The organism is Pseudomonas entomophila (genome assembly GCF_013523165.1).
Lineage (GTDB): Bacteria > Pseudomonadota > Gammaproteobacteria > Pseudomonadales > Pseudomonadaceae > Aquipseudomonas > Aquipseudomonas entomophila_A.
This window is the reverse complement of record NZ_JAAMQI010000008.1, coordinates 55,472-73,569: the sequence shown is the minus strand read 5'-3', so window position 1 is coordinate 73,569 and position 18,098 is coordinate 55,472. Positions and strand designations below refer to the sequence as shown.

Sequence of the window (18,098 nt, the reverse complement as noted above, 5' to 3'; positions counted from 1 at the left end):
GGCATGAGCACGCTCGTAACCCGCGACGGCGCAGCGATCTACTACAAGGACTGGGGCGAGGGCAGGCCGGTCCTGTTCAGCCACGGCTGGCCGCTGGACGCGGACATGTGGGACGCGCAGATGGAGCACCTGGCCAGCCGCGGCTACCGCGCCATCGCCTTCGACCGCCGCGGCTTCGGCCGCTCGAGCCAGCCGTGGACCGGTTACGACTACGACACCTTCGCCGAAGACCTCGCCCAGCTGATCGACCACCTCGACCTGCAGGACATCACCCTGGTCGGCTTCTCGATGGGCGGCGGCGACGTGACCCGCTACCTGGCGCGCCATGGCAGCGAACGCGTGTCGGGCCTGGTGCTGCTGGGGTCGGTCACCCCCTACCTGCTCAAGACCGACGACAATCCCGAGGGCATCGACGCTTCGGTGTTCGACGGCATGCGCGAAGGCTTGCGCCAGGACCGAGCGCAGTTCATGAGCGATTTCGGCCCGACGTTCTACGGCCTCGACAAGGGCCAGCAGGTGTCCCAGGGCGTGCTGACACAGACCCTGAACATGGCGCTGCTGGCCTCGCTGCGCGGCACCCTGGCCTGTGTCGATGCCTTCTCCGAAACCGACTTCCGCCCGGACCTGGCGCAGATCGACGTGCCGACGCTGGTGATCCACGGCGACGCGGACCAGGTGGTGCCGTTCGAGCATTCCGGGCAGCGTGCGGCGCAGATGATTCCGAACGCGCAGTTGAAGGTGTATCCAGGGGCACCGCATGGGTTCGTGGTGACCCATGGGCCACAGTTGAGTGAAGATCTGCTGGCGTTCCTGAGCGCCTGAGGGCAGGGCACCGCCCACGCTTTGGCAAGCCCGGCCGCCACGGGCTTTGTGGGAGCGGGCTTGCCCGCGATGGCGCCTGGTCCGTCACCGCGTGCATTGCAGGCAAGCCCGCCACACAAAAGGCTCCCACAAGGCTTTTCGTAGCTTTCTCTACCTCAAGGGTGGGCACTGCCTCGTGACCCATTTCCAGCCGGTCTCTCACGAGATCCAGATCTGCATGCCACCAAGAAACGTTGCAGGCAGCACTCCAAGTTTTCCAATCAAGCGCGCCTGAGCTACACGGTGTGCCGATACGAGGTCAAGGCCATCGAGTTAACGTCGCTTTTGGAAAACAAAAACGCTTTCCATATCAGGGCATTAGGCGCCCTCGTCCCATAGCCTGTCCCTTGCCTTCCGACACGCCAGACCAACGGTAGATTGACGAACGTCTGCGATTTTGCTGTATTGAAACCGGTTTCACTCTGCGTCACCGACAATAATCACAAGAGACCTGCAATGACCGATGCACCTGCCTTTTCCCGCGAGCGGGTCACCATCAGCGAAGTCGCGCGCGTGGCCGGGGTTTCCAAGGCCACCGTCTCCCGCTACATCGGGGGTGACCGCCAACTGCTGGCCAGCGCCACCGCCGAGCGCCTGGAAGCGGTCATCGAGCGCCTGGGCTATCGCCCGAACCAGATGGCCCGCGGGCTCAAGCGCGGTCAGACGCGACTGATCGGCATGCTGGTCGCCGACATCCTCAACCCGTATTCCGTGGCGGTGATGCAAGGCGTGGAAACCGCCTGCCGTCGGCATGGCTACAGCCTGGTGCTGTGCAACACCCAGCGCGACGGCGAGCAGGAGGCCCATCACCTGAAGGCCCTGCAGTCCTACAACGTCGAAGGGCTGATCGTGAACACCCTGGGCCACCATCCGCGCGAGCTGCTCACGTTGCAGCGCGACATGCCCATGGTGCTGGTGGACCGGCAGTTGCCGGACCTCAAGGCGGACATGGTCGGCCTGGACAACACCGACGCCATCGAGCAGGCCCTCGACCACCTGCAGGCACGCGGCTACCGCGACATCCTGGCCGTGACGGAGCCGCTGGACGGCACCAGCTCGCGGTTGGAGCGGGTGCAGGCGTTCACCGCCTCGATCGACAGGCGCGTCGGCATGCGTCGTCAGCTGCTGGAAGTCGATGCACGGCTGCACGAGCAGGTCGGCCGTTTCGTCGCCAGCCGGGGGCACGGGCCGCAGGCGATCTTCGCCTTCAACGGCGTGGCGGCCCTGGCCGTCAGCCAGGCCTTGCAGAGCCTGGGTCGTCACCTGTTCGATGACGTCGGGCTGATCGCCATCGACGAACTGAACTGGTACCCACTGGTCGGCCGTGGCATCACCGCCCTGGCCCAGCCCACCGAGCGTATCGGCGCCGCTGCCTTCGAGTGCCTGCTCGAGCGGCTGCGCGGTAGCGACAGTGCACCGCGGCGCATCGATTTCAAGGCCGACCTGATCATCCGAGGTTCCACCCGACTCAACGACTAGTCGCGCGCTGAATGTCAGCGATGCGATGTGTTCCACTCAAAAATGAAACCGGTTTCACAAGGACAAGAACAATGCATCCGAACCCCGTTTCCATCAGCCTCTCCAGCTACGGTGCCAGCCTGGTCCGGCAGCACGGACAGGACAGCTTCCTGCCCATGCTGGCCGCTGCCGGCGTCGACCGCGTCGAACTGCGCGAAGAACTGTTCGTCCAGCCGCCGGACGCTGCCGCGCTGACGGCCGCCCTCGAGAGCGCCCGGCTGGAGTGCGTGTATTCCTCGCCCCTCGAACTCTGGACGCCGACCGGAACGCTCGACGAGCGCCTGTCCGAGACGCTCGCCGCGGCGCGCGCCCTGGGTGCGGTCGCCTTGAAAGTGTCGCTCGGGTATTACCAGTCACATTGCGATGTCGCTGCGCTGAAGACCGTGCTGAAGCCGGGCGACCCGCAGCTGCTGGTGGAAAACGACCAGACCCAGCAGGGCGGTCGGGTCGAGCCGCTGTTGCACTTCTTCCAGCGCGTCCAGGCGCTGTCGGTACCGGTGGGCATGACCTTCGACATCGGCAACTGGCAATGGCGGGGCGAGTCGGCCCTGCAGGCCGCCCGTCTGCTGGGCCGCTGGGTGCGCTACGTGCACTGCAAGGCGGTGGAGCGTGCAGCGTCCGGCCGTCTGGCTGCCGTGCCGCCCCAGGCGTTCGACCTGAAGGCATGGGAGACACTGTTCGGCGCCTTCGCCCCCGGTGTGCCCCGCGCCGTGGAGTACCCGTTGGTCGGCGAGGACTTGCTGACCGTGACCCGTGACCAGGTTCGCCGCCTGCGTGCCCTGGGCGCGGCACTGGAGGTGGGCCATGCCTGAACATGACGTGCTGTGTTTCGGCGAGACCATGGCGATGTTCGTCGCCGAGCAGACCGGCGACCTGGCCGATGTCGAGGCCTTCGGCAAACGTATCGCCGGTGCGGACAGCAACGTGGCCATCGGCCTGGCGCGCCTTGGATTCCGCGTGCGCTGGCTGAGCCGGGTGGGCGACGACTCCCTGGGCCGCTTCGTGCTGGCGAGCCTGCGCCAGGAGGGCCTGGACTGCAGCCAGGTCGAGGTCGACCGCGACCATGCCACCGGTTTCCAGCTCAAGAGCCGTTGCGACGACGGCAGCGACCCGGTGGTGGAGTACTTCCGCGCCAACTCCGCTGCCAGCAAGCTGTCGACGGCGCAGTGCACCCCGACCTTGCTCGACGCTCGCCACGTGCACGCCACAGGCATCCCGCTCGCGCTGTCGGCGAGCTGCCGTGCGCTGTCCCACGCGCTGGTGGAGCACATGCGCGAGGCCGGGCGCAGCATCTCCTTCGACCCCAACCTGCGCCCGTCGCTGTGGCCCGACCGCGAGACCATGGTGCGCGAGGTCAACGCGCTCGCCATCAAGGCCCACTGGGTCATGCCCGGTCTCGAGGAAGGCCGGTTGCTGACCGGTCAGCACCAGGCCGCCGACATCGCCGAGTTCTACCTGGATCAGGGCGTGGAGCAGGTGGTGATCAAGCTGGGCGACGAAGGTGCCTACTACCGCAACCGCCACGCCCAGGGCCTCGTCGCCCCGGTTCCCGTGGCCAAGGTGGTCGATACCGTCGGTGCCGGTGATGCCTTTGCCGTCGGCGTGGTCAGCGCGCTGCTCGAAGGTCTGTCCCTCGATGACGCGGTCGCCCGCGGCAACTGGTGCGGCAGCCGTGCCGTGCAGTCGCGTGGCGACATGGAAGGCCTGCCGACACGCGCCGAGCTGGAGGCACACGTTTTCCGTAGAAGCGCCTGATACCCGGATCGCCGGTACGCCGGCCCTGTTGCGACAACAACAAAAAGCTCAGGAGTACGATTCATGCAGTCCACGACCCTTGCTCCACGCCGTTGGTGGTACATCATCCCCATCGTGTTCATCACCTACAGCCTGGCCTACCTGGACCGGGCCAACTACGGCTTCGCGGCCGCCTCGGGCATGGCCGACGACCTGAAGATCACGCCGGCCCTGTCGTCCCTGCTGGGGGCGCTGTTCTTCCTCGGCTACTTCTTCTTCCAGGTGCCTGGCGCCATCTACGCCGAAAAGCGCAGCGTGAAGAAGCTGATCTTCGTCAGCCTCATCCTCTGGGGCAGCCTGGCCACCCTGACCGGCCTGATCAGCAACGTCTATCTGCTGATCGGCATCCGCTTCCTGCTGGGCGTGGTGGAAGCTGCGGTCATGCCGGCGATGCTGATCTACCTGTGCCACTGGTTCACCCGGGCCGAGCGCTCGCGGGCCAACACGTTCCTGATGCTGGGCAACCCCGTGACCATCCTGTGGATGTCGGTGGTGTCGGGCTACCTCATCAAGCACTACGACTGGCGCTGGATGTTCATCATCGAAGGCCTGCCTGCCGTGTTGTGGGCCTTCATCTGGTGGCGCCTGGTGGACGATCGGCCGGCCCAGGTCGGCTGGTTGAGCGACGCGGAGAAGACTCGCCTCGAGCAGGCACTGGCCGCCGAACAACAGGGCATCAAGCCGGTGAAGAACTACCGTGAGGCCTTCCGCTCACCGCAGGTCATCGTGCTATCGATGCAGTACTTCTGCTGGAGCATCGGGGTGTACGGGTTCGTCCTGTGGCTGCCGTCGATTCTCAAGCAGGCCGCCAACGTCGACATCGTGACGGCCGGCTGGCTCGCCTCGGTGCCCTACCTGGCGGCGGTGATCGCCATGGTCAGCGTGTCCTGGGCCTCGGACCGCCTGCAAAAGCGCAAGCGCTTCGTCTGGCCGCCGCTGCTGATCGCGGCCGTGGCCTTCTATGGGTCCTACGCGCTGGGCACCGAGCACTTCTGGCTGTCGTATGCGCTGCTGGTCATCGCCGGCGCCTGCATGTATGCCCCGTATGGCCCGTTCTTCGCCATCGTGCCCGAGATCCTGCCCAGCAACGTCGCCGGCGGGGCCATGGCGCTGATCAACAGCATGGGCGCCCTGGGCTCGTTCGGCGGCTCGTGGCTGGTGGGCTACCTCAACGGCGTCACCGGTGGGCCCGGCGCCTCGTACCTGTTCATGGCGGGCGCCCTGCTGACGGCCGTGGCGCTGACCGCCGTTCTGAAAACCTCGCCCACGTCCGGTCGCACCCAGCGCCGCGGACCGCGTCTGGCCATGGGCCAATAGGAAGCTGTGATGAAGAAGCGAATCGTCCTGTACAAGCGTTTGTCCGATGCCTTGCTCGCGCGTCTGGAGGCGCAGGTCGACGTGACCTGGGTCGACGTGACGGCGCCCGATGGCCTAGCGCGCCTGCGCGATGCCTTGCCCGGCGCGCACGGCCTGCTCGGTGCCAGCCTGCGCCTGGACGGTGCGCTGCTCGATGCGGCGCCGGACCTGGAGGTGGTGTCCAGCGTCTCGGTAGGCATCGACAACTATGACGTGCCCGACCTGACCCGCCGTGGCGTGAAGCTCACCAACACCCCGGACGTGCTGACCGAGACCACCGCCGACACCGGGTTCGCCCTGATCCTGGCCACGGCGCGGCGGGTGGTGGAGTTGGCCGGATGGGTGCGCGACGGGCAGTGGAGCAAGAGCCTGGGACCGACCCACTTCGGCACCGATGTGCACGGCAAGACCCTGGGCATCGTCGGCATGGGCCGTATCGGCGAGGCCCTGGCACGACGCGGCGCGGCCGGGTTCGGCATGCGCGTGATCTACCACAGCTCACGGCCCAAGCCGGACGTCGATACCCGGTACGGCGCGCAGTACCGCGCGCTGGACGACCTGCTGGCCGAGGCCGACTACGTGTGCCTGACGCTCCCGCTGAACGCCAGCACCGAGGGCTTGATCGGGGCGCGGGAGCTGGCCTTGATGAAGCCTGAAGCGATCCTGGTGAACATCGCCCGTGGTCGTGTCGTGGACGAGGCGGCCCTGGTCGAAGCGCTCAAGGCACGGCGCATTCGCGGGGCGGGGCTGGATGTGTTCGTGCAGGAGCCGCTGCCGGCCGATTCGCCCTTGCTCAGTCTGGACAATGTCGTTGCAACGCCCCATATCGGTTCGGCGACCCACGAGACTCGGGAAGCCATGGCCCGCTGCGCGGTGGACAACCTGCTGGATGCGCTGGCGGGGAGGGTGCCGGGGAATTGGGTCAATGCGTGGTGAGGTGAAGAGGGCGATTCTGCGATCTGGAAAAGGCCAGCTATGACCTGTTGAAGGCTATTGCGGCGTTCAATGGGTCATCTGTGGGCTGTAGCGCCTGATCTTCGGTTGCACTGCCTGGACTGGATTTTTGGCATGGGGTTGTCGATTTCCCCTTGCACTCAGCTCCCCGGCCGATACTGCAACGCCTCCGCCAGATGAGCACGCCCGATCGCCTCCACTCGCTCCAGATCGGCCAGCGTCCGCGCCACCTTGAGCAACCGATGGGCCGCCCGCAGCGACAACGTCAGTCGCTCGCAGGCGCCTTCGAGCCAACGCTGATCGGCCTCCGTCAACGCGCAATGCTGCCGCAGCTTGTCCAGTGTGAGAAACGCATTGGCACAGCCCTGGCGCCGTTGCTGCACCTCGCGCGCTTCGGCGACGCGCTGGGCCACGCTGGCGCTGGTTTCACCGCTGGGGCTTGCGTCGAGCACAGTAGCCTCGCGGGCCACGGTCAGGTGCAGGTCGATGCGGTCGAGCAGGGGGCCGGAGAGCTTGTTGCGGTAGCGCTGGATCTGGTCCGGGCTGCACCGGCAGCGGCCGGTCGGATCGCCGAAGTAGCCGCAGGGGCAGGGGTTCATGGCAGCGACCAGCTGGAAACGCGCCGGGAAGCGGACCTTGTCCTTGGCCCGGGCGATCACGATTTCGCCCGACTCCAATGGCTCGCGCAGCACCTCCAGCACGCGGCGTTCGAACTCGGGCAATTCGTCCAGGAACAGCACGCCATGGTGGGCCAGGGTGATCTCGCCGGGCCGTGGTCGGCTGCCGCCGCCCACCAGCGCCGGCCCGGATGCGGAATGGTGCGGATGCCGAAAGGGCCGTTGCGGCCAGTGGTTCAAGGGCGTGCGGCCACTGACCGACTGGATGGCTGCCACCTCGAGCGCCTCGTGTTCGTCCAAGGGGGGCAGCAACCCAGGTAACCGGCTGGCCAGCAGTGTCTTGCCGGTGCCAGGTGGACCGGCGAATAAAAGATTATGGGCGCCAGCCGCCGCGATCAACAACGCTCGCTTGGCCGCCAGTTGGCCCTGAACCTCGCTGAGGTCGGGGTAGGGCCGGCTTTCCAGCAGCAGCCCGTTGGCCGCGTAGGGCGGCAGCGGCAGTTGCCCGTTCAGGTGCGCGACCAGCTCTTGCAGGTGCCCCACTGCATACACCACCAGGCCACTGGCCAGGCTGGCTTCCTCGGCGTTCTCGCGAGGCACGACCAGCGCCCGTCCGGCCTCACGCGCGGCCAGTGCAGCGGGCAGCACGCCTTGGACCGGACGCAGCGCACCGGACAGCGCCAGCTCGCCCAGACACTCGAAGTCGTTCAGGGTCGCCACCGGTACCTGGCCATTGGCGGCCAGGATGCCCAGGGCGATGGCCAGGTCGTAGCGTCCGCCGTCCTTGGGCAGGTCGGCAGGCGCCAGGCTCTGGGTGATGCGCCGGGCGGGGTAGTCCAACCCGGAGTTGACGATGGCGCTGCGCACCCGGTCCTTGCTCTCCTTGACCGTCGCTTCGGGCAGGCCGACCAGGGTAAGCGCGGGCAGGCCATTGGCGAGGTGGGTTTCGACGCTGACGTGGGGCGCGGTCACGCCGACCTGGGCGCGACTGTGGACAAGGGCGAGGGACATGGACACTCCGTGTTCGCTGGGGCTGAGGCCGCGTCCTGCGGCTGGAGGAAGGATAGCGAGGGTGACGGAGGGGTGGTGGAGGAGAGTGCGACTGGATTTTGCTGGTGATGAGTGGGCTTGGCAGCGAAAGAGCGAGGCCGACAGGCCAGCGCCATCTTTTGTGGGAGCGGGCTTGCCCGCGATGCAGGCGGTGACGGACCGGACGCTATCGCGGGCAAGCCCGCTCCCACACGGTCCGTGTCAGCCAGTTTTACTGTGGCGTGGTCATGAGTGGGCAACTCTGGAAATCGATCAGCAATAAAGCCTCTGAGCCCTGACAGCCATCGCCATGGCCTGTCTCACTACAGTGTGCCCTTGAGTGCAGGCATACTGGACGTCGCCCGCCGCGCCCTACCTCACGTGTACTGTATGAAGAAATACCCCGCCTCATCGCCTGCCTGCCCACGCCGGGCGCGCTTGTCGATGAAGAGATAGCCAATGCCGTCCTCGAAGATTCCTTCGTAATTCGGATCGACCTCAATCAGATCCGGCTCGAGCAGCTGCAGGTGAAAATGATAGCGGTTGCCCTCGTGGACGGGATCCTGCAGCCAGTACGGGCCGCCCGACGACTTGCTCAGGGCGGCAGCGCCTTCTTCGCTGCCAAGCTCTTCGTCCCACTCGTCCTCGGTCATTTCTTCGAAATTGATGAACGCCTGGCCCAGCAACAAAGGCGCATCGCTGGGGACGAGCGGCTCGGCGGCGAGTTCGTGCAGGATGACGCGGGCGAAACCGTTGCTGATCTGCGCTTGCAGGTCTTCCTGCTGGGTGATTGTGTAACGGCTTTGCAGCGCCGCGTTGTAGCGACCATCCGGGAAGCGCTGTGCAGCGATGAAGACCGTCAGGGCCATACCTTCGGGCACGCATCGATCCCCTGGGTAGAACGTCGAGGTCGTGGTGATGAGCGGCGTCAGCAGTGCACCGGTCTTGGGGTTCGTGGGCCAGAGCGTGATGTCCTTGAGGTAGGCCCCGCCCCCTACGTGACCGACGCCCTTGTCGTTCTGGGTCAACACGATCTTGTCCATGCGGTTGCAGCTCCTGATGTGGGGTTCGACGCGTCCCTTGGACGCGAGCAGGCAAGCGTTGCTCACCTTTCGAGGCCCGCTCGACGTGAGCGGTCGGCCTGTGGTCGAGTATCGGCTGGTATGCTGTGCACATCAACGACGACGGCGAATTCATCGGATGAAACCCGCAAAGCGCTCCGCGGAAAAGTACTTCAAGGCCAGTAATGCGACCTTCATCGTGCTGGGATGTGTCATCAGCCTGTGCGTGCTGGGGTACGGCTACGAGTGGGTCAGGGCCCTGCTCAGTGGGGTGCACGAGGTCTACATCCGTGGCAGGCCGCCGAAGACCTTCAGCCTCGACGCCTCGGCCACCGCCTACTGGCTGTCCATGCTCTTCGAGGCGCTGAGGATCGCCCTGCTGATGGGGACGGCCTGGCTCTCGTTCTTCGCGGCGCGATTGTTTCGACAATGAGCGCGCCAGGCGCTACCGAGTCGCGTTTGCCGGCCCGCATGCCTGGAAGGGCAAGGCAGGCCGGCGATTCGAGGCCTGGTCGGCCTCAGCTCAACGCCTCACGGCTGTGCTCGCCATCGACCAGCCGTTGCAGGCCCAGGGGGTTGGCGTTCTGCAACGCCAGGGGCAGCAGCGCGTCTGGGTAGTCCTGGTAGCACACCGGGCGCAGGAAGCGGTCGATGGCCAGGGTGCCGACCGACGTGCCACGGGCATCGGAAGTGGCAGGGTAAGGACCGCCATGCACCATGGCATCGCACACCTCGACCCCGGTCGGGTAGCCGTTGAGCAGCAGACGCCCCGCCTTGCGCTCCAGCACCGGCACCAGGGGCGCGAAGCGCTGCAGGTCCTGAGGCTCGGCGAGCAGGGTCACGGTCAGTTGCCCGTGCAGCGCCTCCAGCGCCTGGCGCAGCTCGGCCTCGTTCGCCACTTCGACGATGACGGTCGTCGGGCCGAAGACTTCTTCCTGTAACAGCGCATCGCCCTGCAGCAACAGGCTGACGTCGGCCTTGAACAGCTGCGCACGGGCTTCGTTGCCCGCCTGTTCGGCGCCAGCCAGGTGCTGCACGCCGGGATGCTGCATCAGGCGCTGCACACCGCTGCTGTAGCTGCGCAAGGTACCGGCGTTGAGCAGGGTCTGGCCGGCCTGGTCCGCCAGGTGCGCGCCCAGCGCGGCGACGAAGCCGTCGAAGGCCTCGCCCGCCAGGCCGATGATCAGCCCTGGGTTGGTGCAGAACTGCCCGGCGCCCAGCACCACCGACGCGGCCAGCTCCTGGGCGATGCGTACGCCGCGGGCTTGCACGGCCTCGGGCAGGACCAGCACCGGGTTGATGCTGCTCATCTCGGCGAACACCGGAATCGGCTGCGGGCGCGCCGCGGCCAGGTCGCAGAGGGCGCGGCCGCCCTTGAGCGAGCCGGTGAAGCCCACGGCCTGGATCGCCGGGTGGCGCACCAGCGCTTCGCCGACGCCTCCGCCGTAGATCATGTTGAATACGCCTGCCGGCATGTCGGTGGCCACGGCGGCGCGCTGGATGGCCTCGGCCACCTGTTCGGCGGTGGCCATGTGGCCGCTGTGCGCCTTGACCACCACCGGGCAGCCGGCCGCCAGCGCAGCGGCGGTGTCACCGCCGGCGGTGGAGAAGGCCAGGGGGAAGTTGCTGGCGCCGAACACCGCCACCGGGCCGACGCCGGTGCGGTACTGACGCAGGTCGGGGCGGGGCAGCGGCTGGCGCTGGGGCTGCGCGCGGTCGATGCGGGCACCCAGGTAATCGCCGCGGCGCAGGACCTTGGCGAACAGGCGCATCTGGTTGCTGGTGCGGCTGCGCTCACCCTGGATGCGGGCAGCGGGCAGGGCGGTTTCACGGCATACGGTGGCGACAAAGGTATCGTCCAGGGCATCGAGCTGATCGGCGATGGCGTCGAGGAACTGGGCGCGCCGCGCCGGGGCCAGGCCGTTGTAGGTCAGGAAGGCGGCTTCGGCCGCTTCGGCTGCCGCGGCGACCTCTTCAGGCGTGGCCTGGACGAAGGTCTGGGGCAGGGCTTTGCCGGTGCGGGCGTCAAGGCTCTGCAAGGTGACGGTGCCGGCGCCGATGCGCTGGCCGCCGATGAACTGGCGTGCGGACATGGTGAACTCCTATTGAGGAAGGGGAGGCTCAGAGGCTTTTCACGAGACCCGGCCGAACCTGCTCGGGCAGGGCGACGATGCCGTTGCGCAGCGGTTGGCCGAAGGCGTCCAGGCTGATCTCGAAGGTATCGCCAGGGCGCGCCTGGATGCTGTCGGCGAACGACAGCGTGGCGGTGCCGAAGTAGTGCACGTGGAGGTCGCCAGGGCGCAGGAACTGTGTGTACTTGAAGTGATGGAACTCGAGGTTCTCGAGGCTGTGGCACATGTTCTGCTGGCCGCTGAGGAACGGCTTGCGCCACAGCTCCTGGCCGTCGCGCAGGATCCGGCTGCTGCCTTCCAGGTGCGGCGGCAGCGCGCCGATGCGCAGCTCCGGGCCGAAACTGCAGGCGCGCAGCTTGGAATGGGCCAGGTACAGGTAGTTGCGGCGCTCCATGACGTGGTCGGAGAACTCGTTGCCCAGGGCATACCCCAGCCGTACCGGCGTGCCGTCGCCGTCGATCAGGTACAGCCCGACCAGCTCTGGCTCCTCGCCGGCATCCTCGGCGAACGCCGGCAGGGGCAGGTCGCCGCCTGGGCGCACGACGATGCCGCCATCGCCCTTGTAGAACCATTCCGGTTGCGCGCCGACTTCGCCCGCAGGCGGCTGGCCGCCCTCCAGGCCCCACTGGAACATGCGCAGGCTGTCGGTCACCGCGCCCTCGGCCTGCTGCTGGTGCATCTTGTCGCGGGTGGCGGCGCTGCCCAGGTGGGTCAGGCCGGTGCCGGTGACCAGGCAGTGGGCGGGGTCCGGGTGGTCCAGCGGGGGCAGGACGCGTCCTTCGGCCAGCAGGGCCAGGTAGTCGTGGGCAGTGCCAAGGCCGGCGGCCTCGACTTCGGCCACCAGATCGCGACCGGCGGCGATGGCCTGCAAGGCCAGCTCACGGGTGCTGTGCGTGCCCTGGACTTCCAGGGCGCGCTCGCCTTCCACCACGCCCACGCGGCGTTCGCCCGCGGCCGTTTCGAATTGGATCAATCGCATGCGTGTACTCGCTTGTTGAGTGAGAGGGTCAGTGGGAGGCATCGGTGTGCGCCGAAGCCTGGCGTTGGCGGCACTCCAGGCGGGTGTACACCACGCTGGTGAGCAGCAGCCCGAACAGCATCACCACGGCCAGGAAGTACAGGCCCGAGGACAGGTGCCCGGTGTGTTCCTTGAGCGCGCCGATGCCGAAAGGCCCCAGGTAGCCGCCGAGGTTGCCCAGGGAGTTGATCAGGGCGATCCCGGCCGCCGCACTGGCACCGGACAGGAACCGCCCCGGCAAGGTCCAGAAGATCGCCGTGCAGGAGAACAACGCGAAGGCCACCAGGCACAGCGCCGCCAGCTGCATGACCGGTGCGCTGAGCCAGGCGCTGAAGAACAGGCCCACCGCACCCAGGGCGTAGAGCAGGCCGAGGTGGCCGTAGCGATCGTTCAGGCGGTCGGAGCTGCGCGGGACGATCAGCAGGCCGATGATGCCGAACAGGTAAGGCACCGCCGAGACGAAGCCGGTGACCAGGTCGCTGCCGCCGAACTGATGGACCAGCGTCGGCAGCCACAACCCCAGGCCATAGATGCTCAGGGTGACCGGCAGGTAGAACAGCGCCAGCAGCAGGACGCGGCGGTCCTTCAGGGCGTGCAGGGGGTTGCCATGGCGGGCCTGGCCGAACTCACGCAGGTCGTTGGCCAGTTGCTCTTGCAGCCAGCTGCGCTGCGCGTCGCTCAGCCAGCGCACCGTGGCCGGGCCATCGGGCAACAGGCGCAGCGTCGGCCAGGCCAGCAGCACCGCCGGGGTGCCGATGCAGATGAACAGCCACTGCCAGCCGTGCAGGCCCTGCAGGCCATCGAGGCCGAGCAGCGCGCCGGAGAGCGGCCCGGTCACCAGCATCGCCAGCGGCTGCGAGAGGATGAAGAAGCCCAGGATCTTGCCGCGATGGCGCACCGGGTACCACTGGGTGATGTAGTACAGCACGCCGGGGAAGAACCCCGCCTCGGCGACCCCCAGCAGCAGGCGCATGACGTAGAACCCCGTCGGGCCGGTGACGAAGGCCATGCCGATGGTGATCGCGCCCCATGTCAGCAGGATGCGGGCGAACCAGCGGCGTGCGCCGAAGCGGTCGAGCAGCAGGTTGCTGGGCACTTCGAAGAAGAAGTAGCCGATGAAGAACAACCCGGCGCCCAGGCCATAGGCGGCATCGCCCAGGCCGATGTCGGCGCCCATGTGCAGCTTGGCGAAGCCCACCGCAGAGCGATCGACGTAGGCCACCAGGTAAAGCAGGACCAAAAAGGGAATGAGTTTCCACGTGATCAGGCGGACGAGCCGCTGCTCATGAACCATGGCGATGTCTCCAATTGTTCTTGTAATGGATGCAACACGCGGTTGGGGCCCATGGCAGGCCGTCAACGGTCTGGATCATCTTATAGTATTACTATTTAAAGCAACAACCCTTCACATGTCGCCTTTTTGCCGCTAGAGTCGGCGCAACACTGCTAAATAGTAATACCAATAAGGGTGCCGTCATGTCCGATAACAAAAAACCTCTCCGCTCGGCCCAATGGTTCGGCACGGCCGACAAGAACGGCTTCATGTACCGCAGCTGGATGAAGAACCAAGGCATTCCCGACCATGCCTTCGACGGCCGGCCGATCATCGGCATCTGCAACACCTGGTCGGAGCTCACGCCCTGCAACGCGCACTTTCGCAAGATCGCCGAACACGTGAAGAAAGGGGTGCTGGAGGCAGGCGGCTTCCCGGTGGAGTTCCCGGTATTTTCCAGCGGCGAGTCCAACCTGCGGCCGACCGCGATGCTCACCCGCAACCTGGCGAGCATGGACGTCGAGGAATCGATTCGAGGCAACCCGGTGGATGCGGTGGTGCTGCTGACTGGCTGCGACAAGACCACCCCGGCGCTGCTGATGGGCGCGGCCAGTTGCGACGTCCCGGCAATCGTGGTGACCGGTGGGCCGATGCTCAACGGCAAGCACAAGGGGCGCGACATCGGTGCCGGGACCATCGTCTGGCAGATGCACGAGGCCTACAAGGCCGGGCAGATCGACCTCAACGAATTCCTCTCGGCCGAAGCGGGCATGTCCCGCTCGGCCGGCACCTGCAACACCATGGGCACGGCCTCGACCATGGCCTGCATGGCCGAAGCGCTGGGCACCTCGCTCCCGCACAACGCCGCCATCCCGGCAGTGGACGCGCGCCGCTACGTGCTGGCGCACCTGTCCGGCATGCGCATCGTCGACATGGCCCGCGAAGACCTGCGCCTGTCGAAGATCCTCACCCGCGAAGCCTTCGAGAACGCTATCCGCGTCAACGCGGCCATCGGCGGCTCGACCAACGCGGTGATCCACCTCAAGGCCATCGCCGGGCGCATCGGCGTCGACCTGCAGTTGGAAGACTGGACCCGCATCGGCCGTGGCACGCCGACCCTGGTCGACCTGCAGCCCTCGGGCCGCTTCCTGATGGAAGAGTTCTACTATGCGGGGGGCCTGCCCGCGGTGATCCGCCGTCTCGGCGAGCACGACCTGCTGCCCAACCCTGGTGCCTTGACTGTCAATGGCAAGAGCCTGTGGGACAACTGCCAGGCCGCGCCGCTGTACGACGAGGAGGTGATCCGCCCCTTGGAGCGCCCGCTGGTGGCCGACGGCGGCATCTGCATCCTGCGTGGCAACCTGGCGCCCAAGGGCGCGGTGCTCAAGCCGTCGGCCGCCACCCCGGCACTGATGCGCCACCGTGGCCGCGCCGTGGTGTTCGAGCACTTCGAAGACTACAAGGCGCGCATCAACGATCCGGCGCTGGAGGTCGACGCCGATTCGGTGCTGGTGATGAAGCATTGCGGGCCCAAGGGTTACCCCGGCATGGCCGAGGTCGGCAACATGGGGCTGCCGGCCAAGCTGCTGGCCCAGGGCGTGACCGACATGGTGCGCATCTCCGATGCACGCATGAGCGGGACGGCCTATGGCACCGTGGTCCTGCACGTGGCGCCGGAAGCGGCGGCGGGCGGCCCGCTGGCGGCCGTGCGCGAAGGCGACTGGATCGAACTGGACTGCCATGAAGGCCGCCTGCACCTGGACATCTCCGACGAGGAACTGGCCGGACGCCTGGCCGACGTACCCCCCGTGCCACAGCTGATCACCAGCGGTTACGCCCGGCTCTACCTGGACCATGTCATGCAGGCCGACGAAGGCTGCGACTTCGACTTCCTGGTCGGCTGTCGCGGTTCGGCCGTGCCCAAGCACTCGCATTGAGCGCCGGCACGCCAGGCCTCGCCCGGCCGACGGCGGGGCCGTTGCCGACGCAGGGGTGCTATGATGCGCGGCCACGCCTGAAGGACGTCCCCCGCGCCCCCATGAACTATCGCCAGCCCTCTCCGCGCAAGAGCATGCACGCGACCCTGGTCCAGGACCTGGGCCTGCAGATCGTCTCCGGCCAGCTCCAGCCCCAGCAGAAGCTGCCTTCCGAGGTCAGCTTGTGCGAGGCCTACGCGATCAGCCGGCCGGTCTTTCGCGAAGCCATGCGCGCGCTGACCGCCAAGGGGCTGGTCCAGGCCAAGCCGCGGGTAGGCACCCTGGTCAGGCCGCGGCACGACTGGCACATGCTCGACCCGGACGTGCTGCATTGGCTGATGCAGGCGACGCCCCAGCAGGAGTTCTTCAACATGCTGTCGAGCGTGCGCTGGGTCATCGAGCCGGCGGCGGCGGCCCTGGCGGCGAGCAATGCCACCGAGGCGGACGTCGAGTCGATCGCCGAGGCCTACCGACGCATGGAACAGGCCAGCACCCCGGAGGACCGCCTGCAGCCGGACCTCGACTTCCATGCCCGCATCGCCGATGCCACCCACAACGACCTGTTGGCCTACCTGTGCAACATGCTGTCGCTGGCTTTGCGCGAATCGGTGCGCTACTCGAACCAGCGCTCCAACTTCGACCAGCTGGCACTGCCCCGGCACCAGGCGATCCTCACCGCCATTCAGAACGGCGATGCCCTGGGCGCTCGGCATGCGGCACTGGTGCAATTGGAAGACGCTCGCGTGGCCTTGAGCAAGGTGCTGGGCCAGGACCCGATCAGCTAGTGGCAGGCACTGTTTTGCGCGCCGTTTGTCCCTTCGCCAAACCTTCACACCACGAAATAATCGGCAAGCGCTGAATTATTTCACCTGTTCCCTGATCTGATTCAAAAGGTTTCTGAATAGAAGCACAGCGCCATCCCGTGCGCTGGTCAGAACCGTTTCTTTGAAGCTCGCCCCAGCGAGACACGACAGCGATCAGGTACCCCGCATGAAATTACGCAAGAAACGCGTCAAGCCCATTGGGCTCAACGACATCACCATCGTCGACGATGCCAAGATGCGCAAGGCGATCACCGCCGCCGCACTGGGCAACGCCATGGAATGGTTCGACTTCGGCGTCTATGGCTTCGTCGCCTACGTGCTCGGCAAGGTGTTCTTCCCCAACGCCGACCCCAGCGTGCAGATGATCGCCGCCCTGGCGACCTTCTCGGTACCCTTCCTGATTCGCCCCCTGGGTGGCCTGTTCTTCGGCGCCCTGGGCGACCGTTACGGGCGACAGAAAGTCCTGGCCGCGACCATCGTGATCATGTCGCTCAGTACCTTCGCGATCGGCTGTATTCCCTCTTATGCGTCGATCGGCATCTGGGCGCCGATCCTGCTGCTGCTCGCCAAGATGGCCCAAGGCTTCTCGGTGGGCGGTGAGTACACCGGTGCCTCGATCTTCGTGGCCGAATACGCCCCGGACCGCAAGCGTGGCTTCCTCGGCAGCTGGCTGGACTTCGGTTCGATCGCCGGCTTCGTGCTGGGCGCAGGCGTGGTGGTGATGATCTCGGCCATCGTCGGCGAAGAGAAGTTCTTCGAGTGGGGCTGGCGCATTCCGTTCTTCCTGGCCCTGCCGCTGGGCATGATCGGCCTCTACCTGCGCCATGCGCTGGAAGAGACCCCGGCTTTCCAGCAGCACGTCGAAAAGCTCGAGCAGGGCGACCGCGAAGGCCTGGCCGCCGGTCCCAAGGTGTCGTTCAAGGAGGTCGCCACCAAGCACTGGCGCAGCCTGCTGACCTGCATCGGCGTGGTGATCGCGACCAACGTCACCTACTACATGCTGCTGACCTACATGCCGAGCTACCTGTCGCACAACCTCGGCTACAGCGAAAACCACGGTGTGTTGATCATCATCGCGATCATGGTCGGCATGCTGTTCGTGCAGCCGGTCATCGGCTTCGTCAGTGACAAGATCGGCCGCAAGCCCTTCATCATCATCGGCAGCGTCGGGCTGTTCCTCTTCGTGATCCCGGCGTTCATGATGATCAACAGCGGCGTGCTGGGGCTGATCTTCGCCGGCCTGCTGCTGCTAGCGGTGCTGCTGAACTTCTTCATCGGCGTCATGGCCTCGACCCTGCCGGCGATGTTCCCGACGCACATTCGCTACAGTGCCCTGGCCAGCGCTTTCAACATCTCGGTGCTGATCGCCGGCCTGACCCCGACCATCGCGGCCTGGCTGGTGGAAACCACCCAGAACCTGATGATGCCGGCCTACTACCTGATGGTGGTGGCGCTGATCGGCCTGGTGACTGGCGTGACCATGAAGGAGACCGCCAACAAGCCACTGCGTGGCGCGGCACCGGCGGCGTCCGACATTCACGAGGCGCGTGAGCTGCTGCAGGAGCACCACGACAACATCGAGCAGAAGATCGAGGACATCGATGCGCAGATGGCCGAGTTGGAAGCCAAGCGCAAGGTGCTGGTGCAGCAGCACCCACGCATCAACGAGTAAGCGCAGGCCGGGC

Annotated in this window: 15 protein-coding genes; 10 read left to right on the top strand and 5 right to left on the bottom strand. The window is 66.5% G+C overall.

The features are described from left to right. Positions 1-3 precede the first annotated feature (3 nt). The 6 genes from G7Z99_RS08530 (at position 4) to G7Z99_RS08505 (ending at position 6,465) form a co-directional block, all read left to right on the top strand. Positions 4-822, top strand: coding sequence for an alpha/beta fold hydrolase (locus tag G7Z99_RS08530; protein ID WP_181093195.1), 819 nt, complete (start codon positions 4-6; stop codon positions 820-822). A gap of 495 nt (positions 823-1,317) precedes the next feature. Beyond that, on the top strand, positions 1,318-2,340 hold the full coding sequence (locus G7Z99_RS08525) for a LacI family DNA-binding transcriptional regulator (RefSeq protein ID WP_181093194.1): 1,023 nt from the start codon (positions 1,318-1,320) through the stop codon (positions 2,338-2,340). Between the two features lie 71 nt (positions 2,341-2,411). Beyond that, positions 2,412-3,191: an AP endonuclease gene (locus G7Z99_RS08520; protein WP_181093192.1), complete on the top strand. Its 780-nt coding sequence runs from the start codon at positions 2,412-2,414 to the stop codon at positions 3,189-3,191. Continuing rightward, the gene (locus G7Z99_RS08515) at positions 3,184-4,134 is read left to right on the top strand and encodes a sugar kinase (RefSeq protein ID WP_181093191.1); all 951 of its coding nucleotides are present in this window, start codon (positions 3,184-3,186) and stop codon (positions 4,132-4,134) included. Before G7Z99_RS08520 ends, G7Z99_RS08515 begins: the two co-directional genes overlap by 8 nt. A gap of 63 nt (positions 4,135-4,197) precedes the next feature. Beyond that, complete coding sequence (locus G7Z99_RS08510) at positions 4,198-5,490, top strand: MFS transporter (protein ID WP_181093189.1); 1,293 nt, start codon at positions 4,198-4,200, stop codon at positions 5,488-5,490. Between the two features lie 9 nt (positions 5,491-5,499). Next, entirely contained in the window at positions 5,500-6,465 is a 966-nt protein-coding gene (locus tag G7Z99_RS08505) for a 2-hydroxyacid dehydrogenase (protein WP_181093187.1), read from the top strand. A gap of 158 nt (positions 6,466-6,623) precedes the next feature. Here G7Z99_RS08505 and G7Z99_RS08500 read toward each other — a convergent pair whose 3' ends face one another. Together G7Z99_RS08500 and G7Z99_RS08495 are read right to left on the bottom strand one after the other, a co-directional pair. After that, complete coding sequence (locus G7Z99_RS08500) at positions 6,624-8,111, bottom strand: YifB family Mg chelatase-like AAA ATPase (RefSeq protein WP_181093185.1); 1,488 nt, start codon at positions 8,109-8,111, stop codon at positions 6,624-6,626. A gap of 395 nt (positions 8,112-8,506) precedes the next feature. Next, positions 8,507-9,172, bottom strand: coding sequence for a hypothetical protein (locus G7Z99_RS08495; protein WP_181093183.1), 666 nt, complete (start codon positions 9,170-9,172; stop codon positions 8,507-8,509). Between the two features lie 157 nt (positions 9,173-9,329). On the opposite strand from G7Z99_RS08495, the gene G7Z99_RS08490 reads away from it, so the two are divergent. Then, positions 9,330-9,623: a hypothetical protein gene (locus tag G7Z99_RS08490; protein WP_181093182.1), complete on the top strand. Its 294-nt coding sequence runs from the start codon at positions 9,330-9,332 to the stop codon at positions 9,621-9,623. Between the two features lie 85 nt (positions 9,624-9,708). Here G7Z99_RS08490 and G7Z99_RS08485 read toward each other — a convergent pair whose 3' ends face one another. The 3 genes from G7Z99_RS08485 to G7Z99_RS08475 are packed head-to-tail and all read right to left on the bottom strand — an operon-like array spanning position 9,709 to position 13,634. Next, positions 9,709-11,283, bottom strand: a complete 1,575-nt coding sequence (locus G7Z99_RS08485; protein ID WP_181093180.1) for an aldehyde dehydrogenase (NADP(+)) — start codon at positions 11,281-11,283, stop codon at positions 9,709-9,711. Positions 11,284-11,311: 28 nt separating this feature from the next. Further along, entirely contained in the window at positions 11,312-12,301 is a 990-nt protein-coding gene (gene araD1 / locus G7Z99_RS08480) for an AraD1 family protein (RefSeq protein WP_181093178.1), read from the bottom strand. 28 nt (positions 12,302-12,329) lie between these two features. Beyond that, entirely contained in the window at positions 12,330-13,634 is a 1,305-nt protein-coding gene (locus tag G7Z99_RS08475; RefSeq protein WP_181093176.1) for an MFS transporter, read from the bottom strand. A gap of 182 nt (positions 13,635-13,816) precedes the next feature. Here G7Z99_RS08475 and G7Z99_RS08470 point away from each other — a divergent pair, with 182 nt between their 5' ends. From G7Z99_RS08470 to proP, 3 genes are all read left to right on the top strand, one after another. After that, a complete protein-coding gene (locus G7Z99_RS08470; protein WP_181093174.1) occupies positions 13,817-15,550 on the top strand; it encodes an IlvD/Edd family dehydratase in 1,734 nt (577 codons plus the stop codon). A 101-nt stretch (positions 15,551-15,651) separates the two neighbouring features. Further along, complete coding sequence (locus G7Z99_RS08465; RefSeq protein ID WP_181093172.1) at positions 15,652-16,374, top strand: FadR/GntR family transcriptional regulator; 723 nt, start codon at positions 15,652-15,654, stop codon at positions 16,372-16,374. Between the two features lie 205 nt (positions 16,375-16,579). Then, positions 16,580-18,085 carry a glycine betaine/L-proline transporter ProP gene (proP, locus tag G7Z99_RS08460; RefSeq protein WP_181093170.1) on the top strand — a complete coding sequence of 502 codons (1,506 nt, stop codon included), beginning with the start codon at positions 16,580-16,582 and terminating at the stop codon, positions 18,083-18,085. Positions 18,086-18,098 lie beyond the last annotated feature (13 nt).

Bases quoted from the DNA above. Each gene is read 5' to 3' on its own strand.
- G7Z99_RS08530 (WP_181093195.1), top strand. From the start codon at position 4: ATGAGCACGCTCGTAACCCGCGACGGCGCAGCGATCTACTACAAGGAC.
- G7Z99_RS08525 (WP_181093194.1), top strand. From the start codon at position 1,318: ATGACCGATGCACCTGCCTTTTCCCGCGAGCGGGTCACCATCAGCGAA.
- G7Z99_RS08520 (WP_181093192.1), top strand. From the start codon at position 2,412: ATGCATCCGAACCCCGTTTCCATCAGCCTCTCCAGCTACGGTGCCAGC.
- G7Z99_RS08515 (WP_181093191.1), top strand. From the start codon at position 3,184: ATGCCTGAACATGACGTGCTGTGTTTCGGCGAGACCATGGCGATGTTC.
- G7Z99_RS08510 (WP_181093189.1), top strand. From the start codon at position 4,198: ATGCAGTCCACGACCCTTGCTCCACGCCGTTGGTGGTACATCATCCCC.
- G7Z99_RS08505 (WP_181093187.1), top strand. From the start codon at position 5,500: ATGAAGAAGCGAATCGTCCTGTACAAGCGTTTGTCCGATGCCTTGCTC.
- G7Z99_RS08500 (WP_181093185.1), bottom strand. From the start codon at position 8,111: ATGTCCCTCGCCCTTGTCCACAGTCGCGCCCAGGTCGGCGTGACCGCG.
- G7Z99_RS08495 (WP_181093183.1), bottom strand. From the start codon at position 9,172: ATGGACAAGATCGTGTTGACCCAGAACGACAAGGGCGTCGGTCACGTA.
- G7Z99_RS08490 (WP_181093182.1), top strand. From the start codon at position 9,330: ATGAAACCCGCAAAGCGCTCCGCGGAAAAGTACTTCAAGGCCAGTAAT.
- G7Z99_RS08485 (WP_181093180.1), bottom strand. From the start codon at position 11,283: ATGTCCGCACGCCAGTTCATCGGCGGCCAGCGCATCGGCGCCGGCACC.
- araD1 (WP_181093178.1), bottom strand. From the start codon at position 12,301: ATGCGATTGATCCAATTCGAAACGGCCGCGGGCGAACGCCGCGTGGGC.
- G7Z99_RS08475 (WP_181093176.1), bottom strand. From the start codon at position 13,634: ATGGTTCATGAGCAGCGGCTCGTCCGCCTGATCACGTGGAAACTCATT.
- G7Z99_RS08470 (WP_181093174.1), top strand. From the start codon at position 13,817: ATGTCCGATAACAAAAAACCTCTCCGCTCGGCCCAATGGTTCGGCACG.
- G7Z99_RS08465 (WP_181093172.1), top strand. From the start codon at position 15,652: ATGAACTATCGCCAGCCCTCTCCGCGCAAGAGCATGCACGCGACCCTG.
- proP (WP_181093170.1), top strand. From the start codon at position 16,580: ATGAAATTACGCAAGAAACGCGTCAAGCCCATTGGGCTCAACGACATC.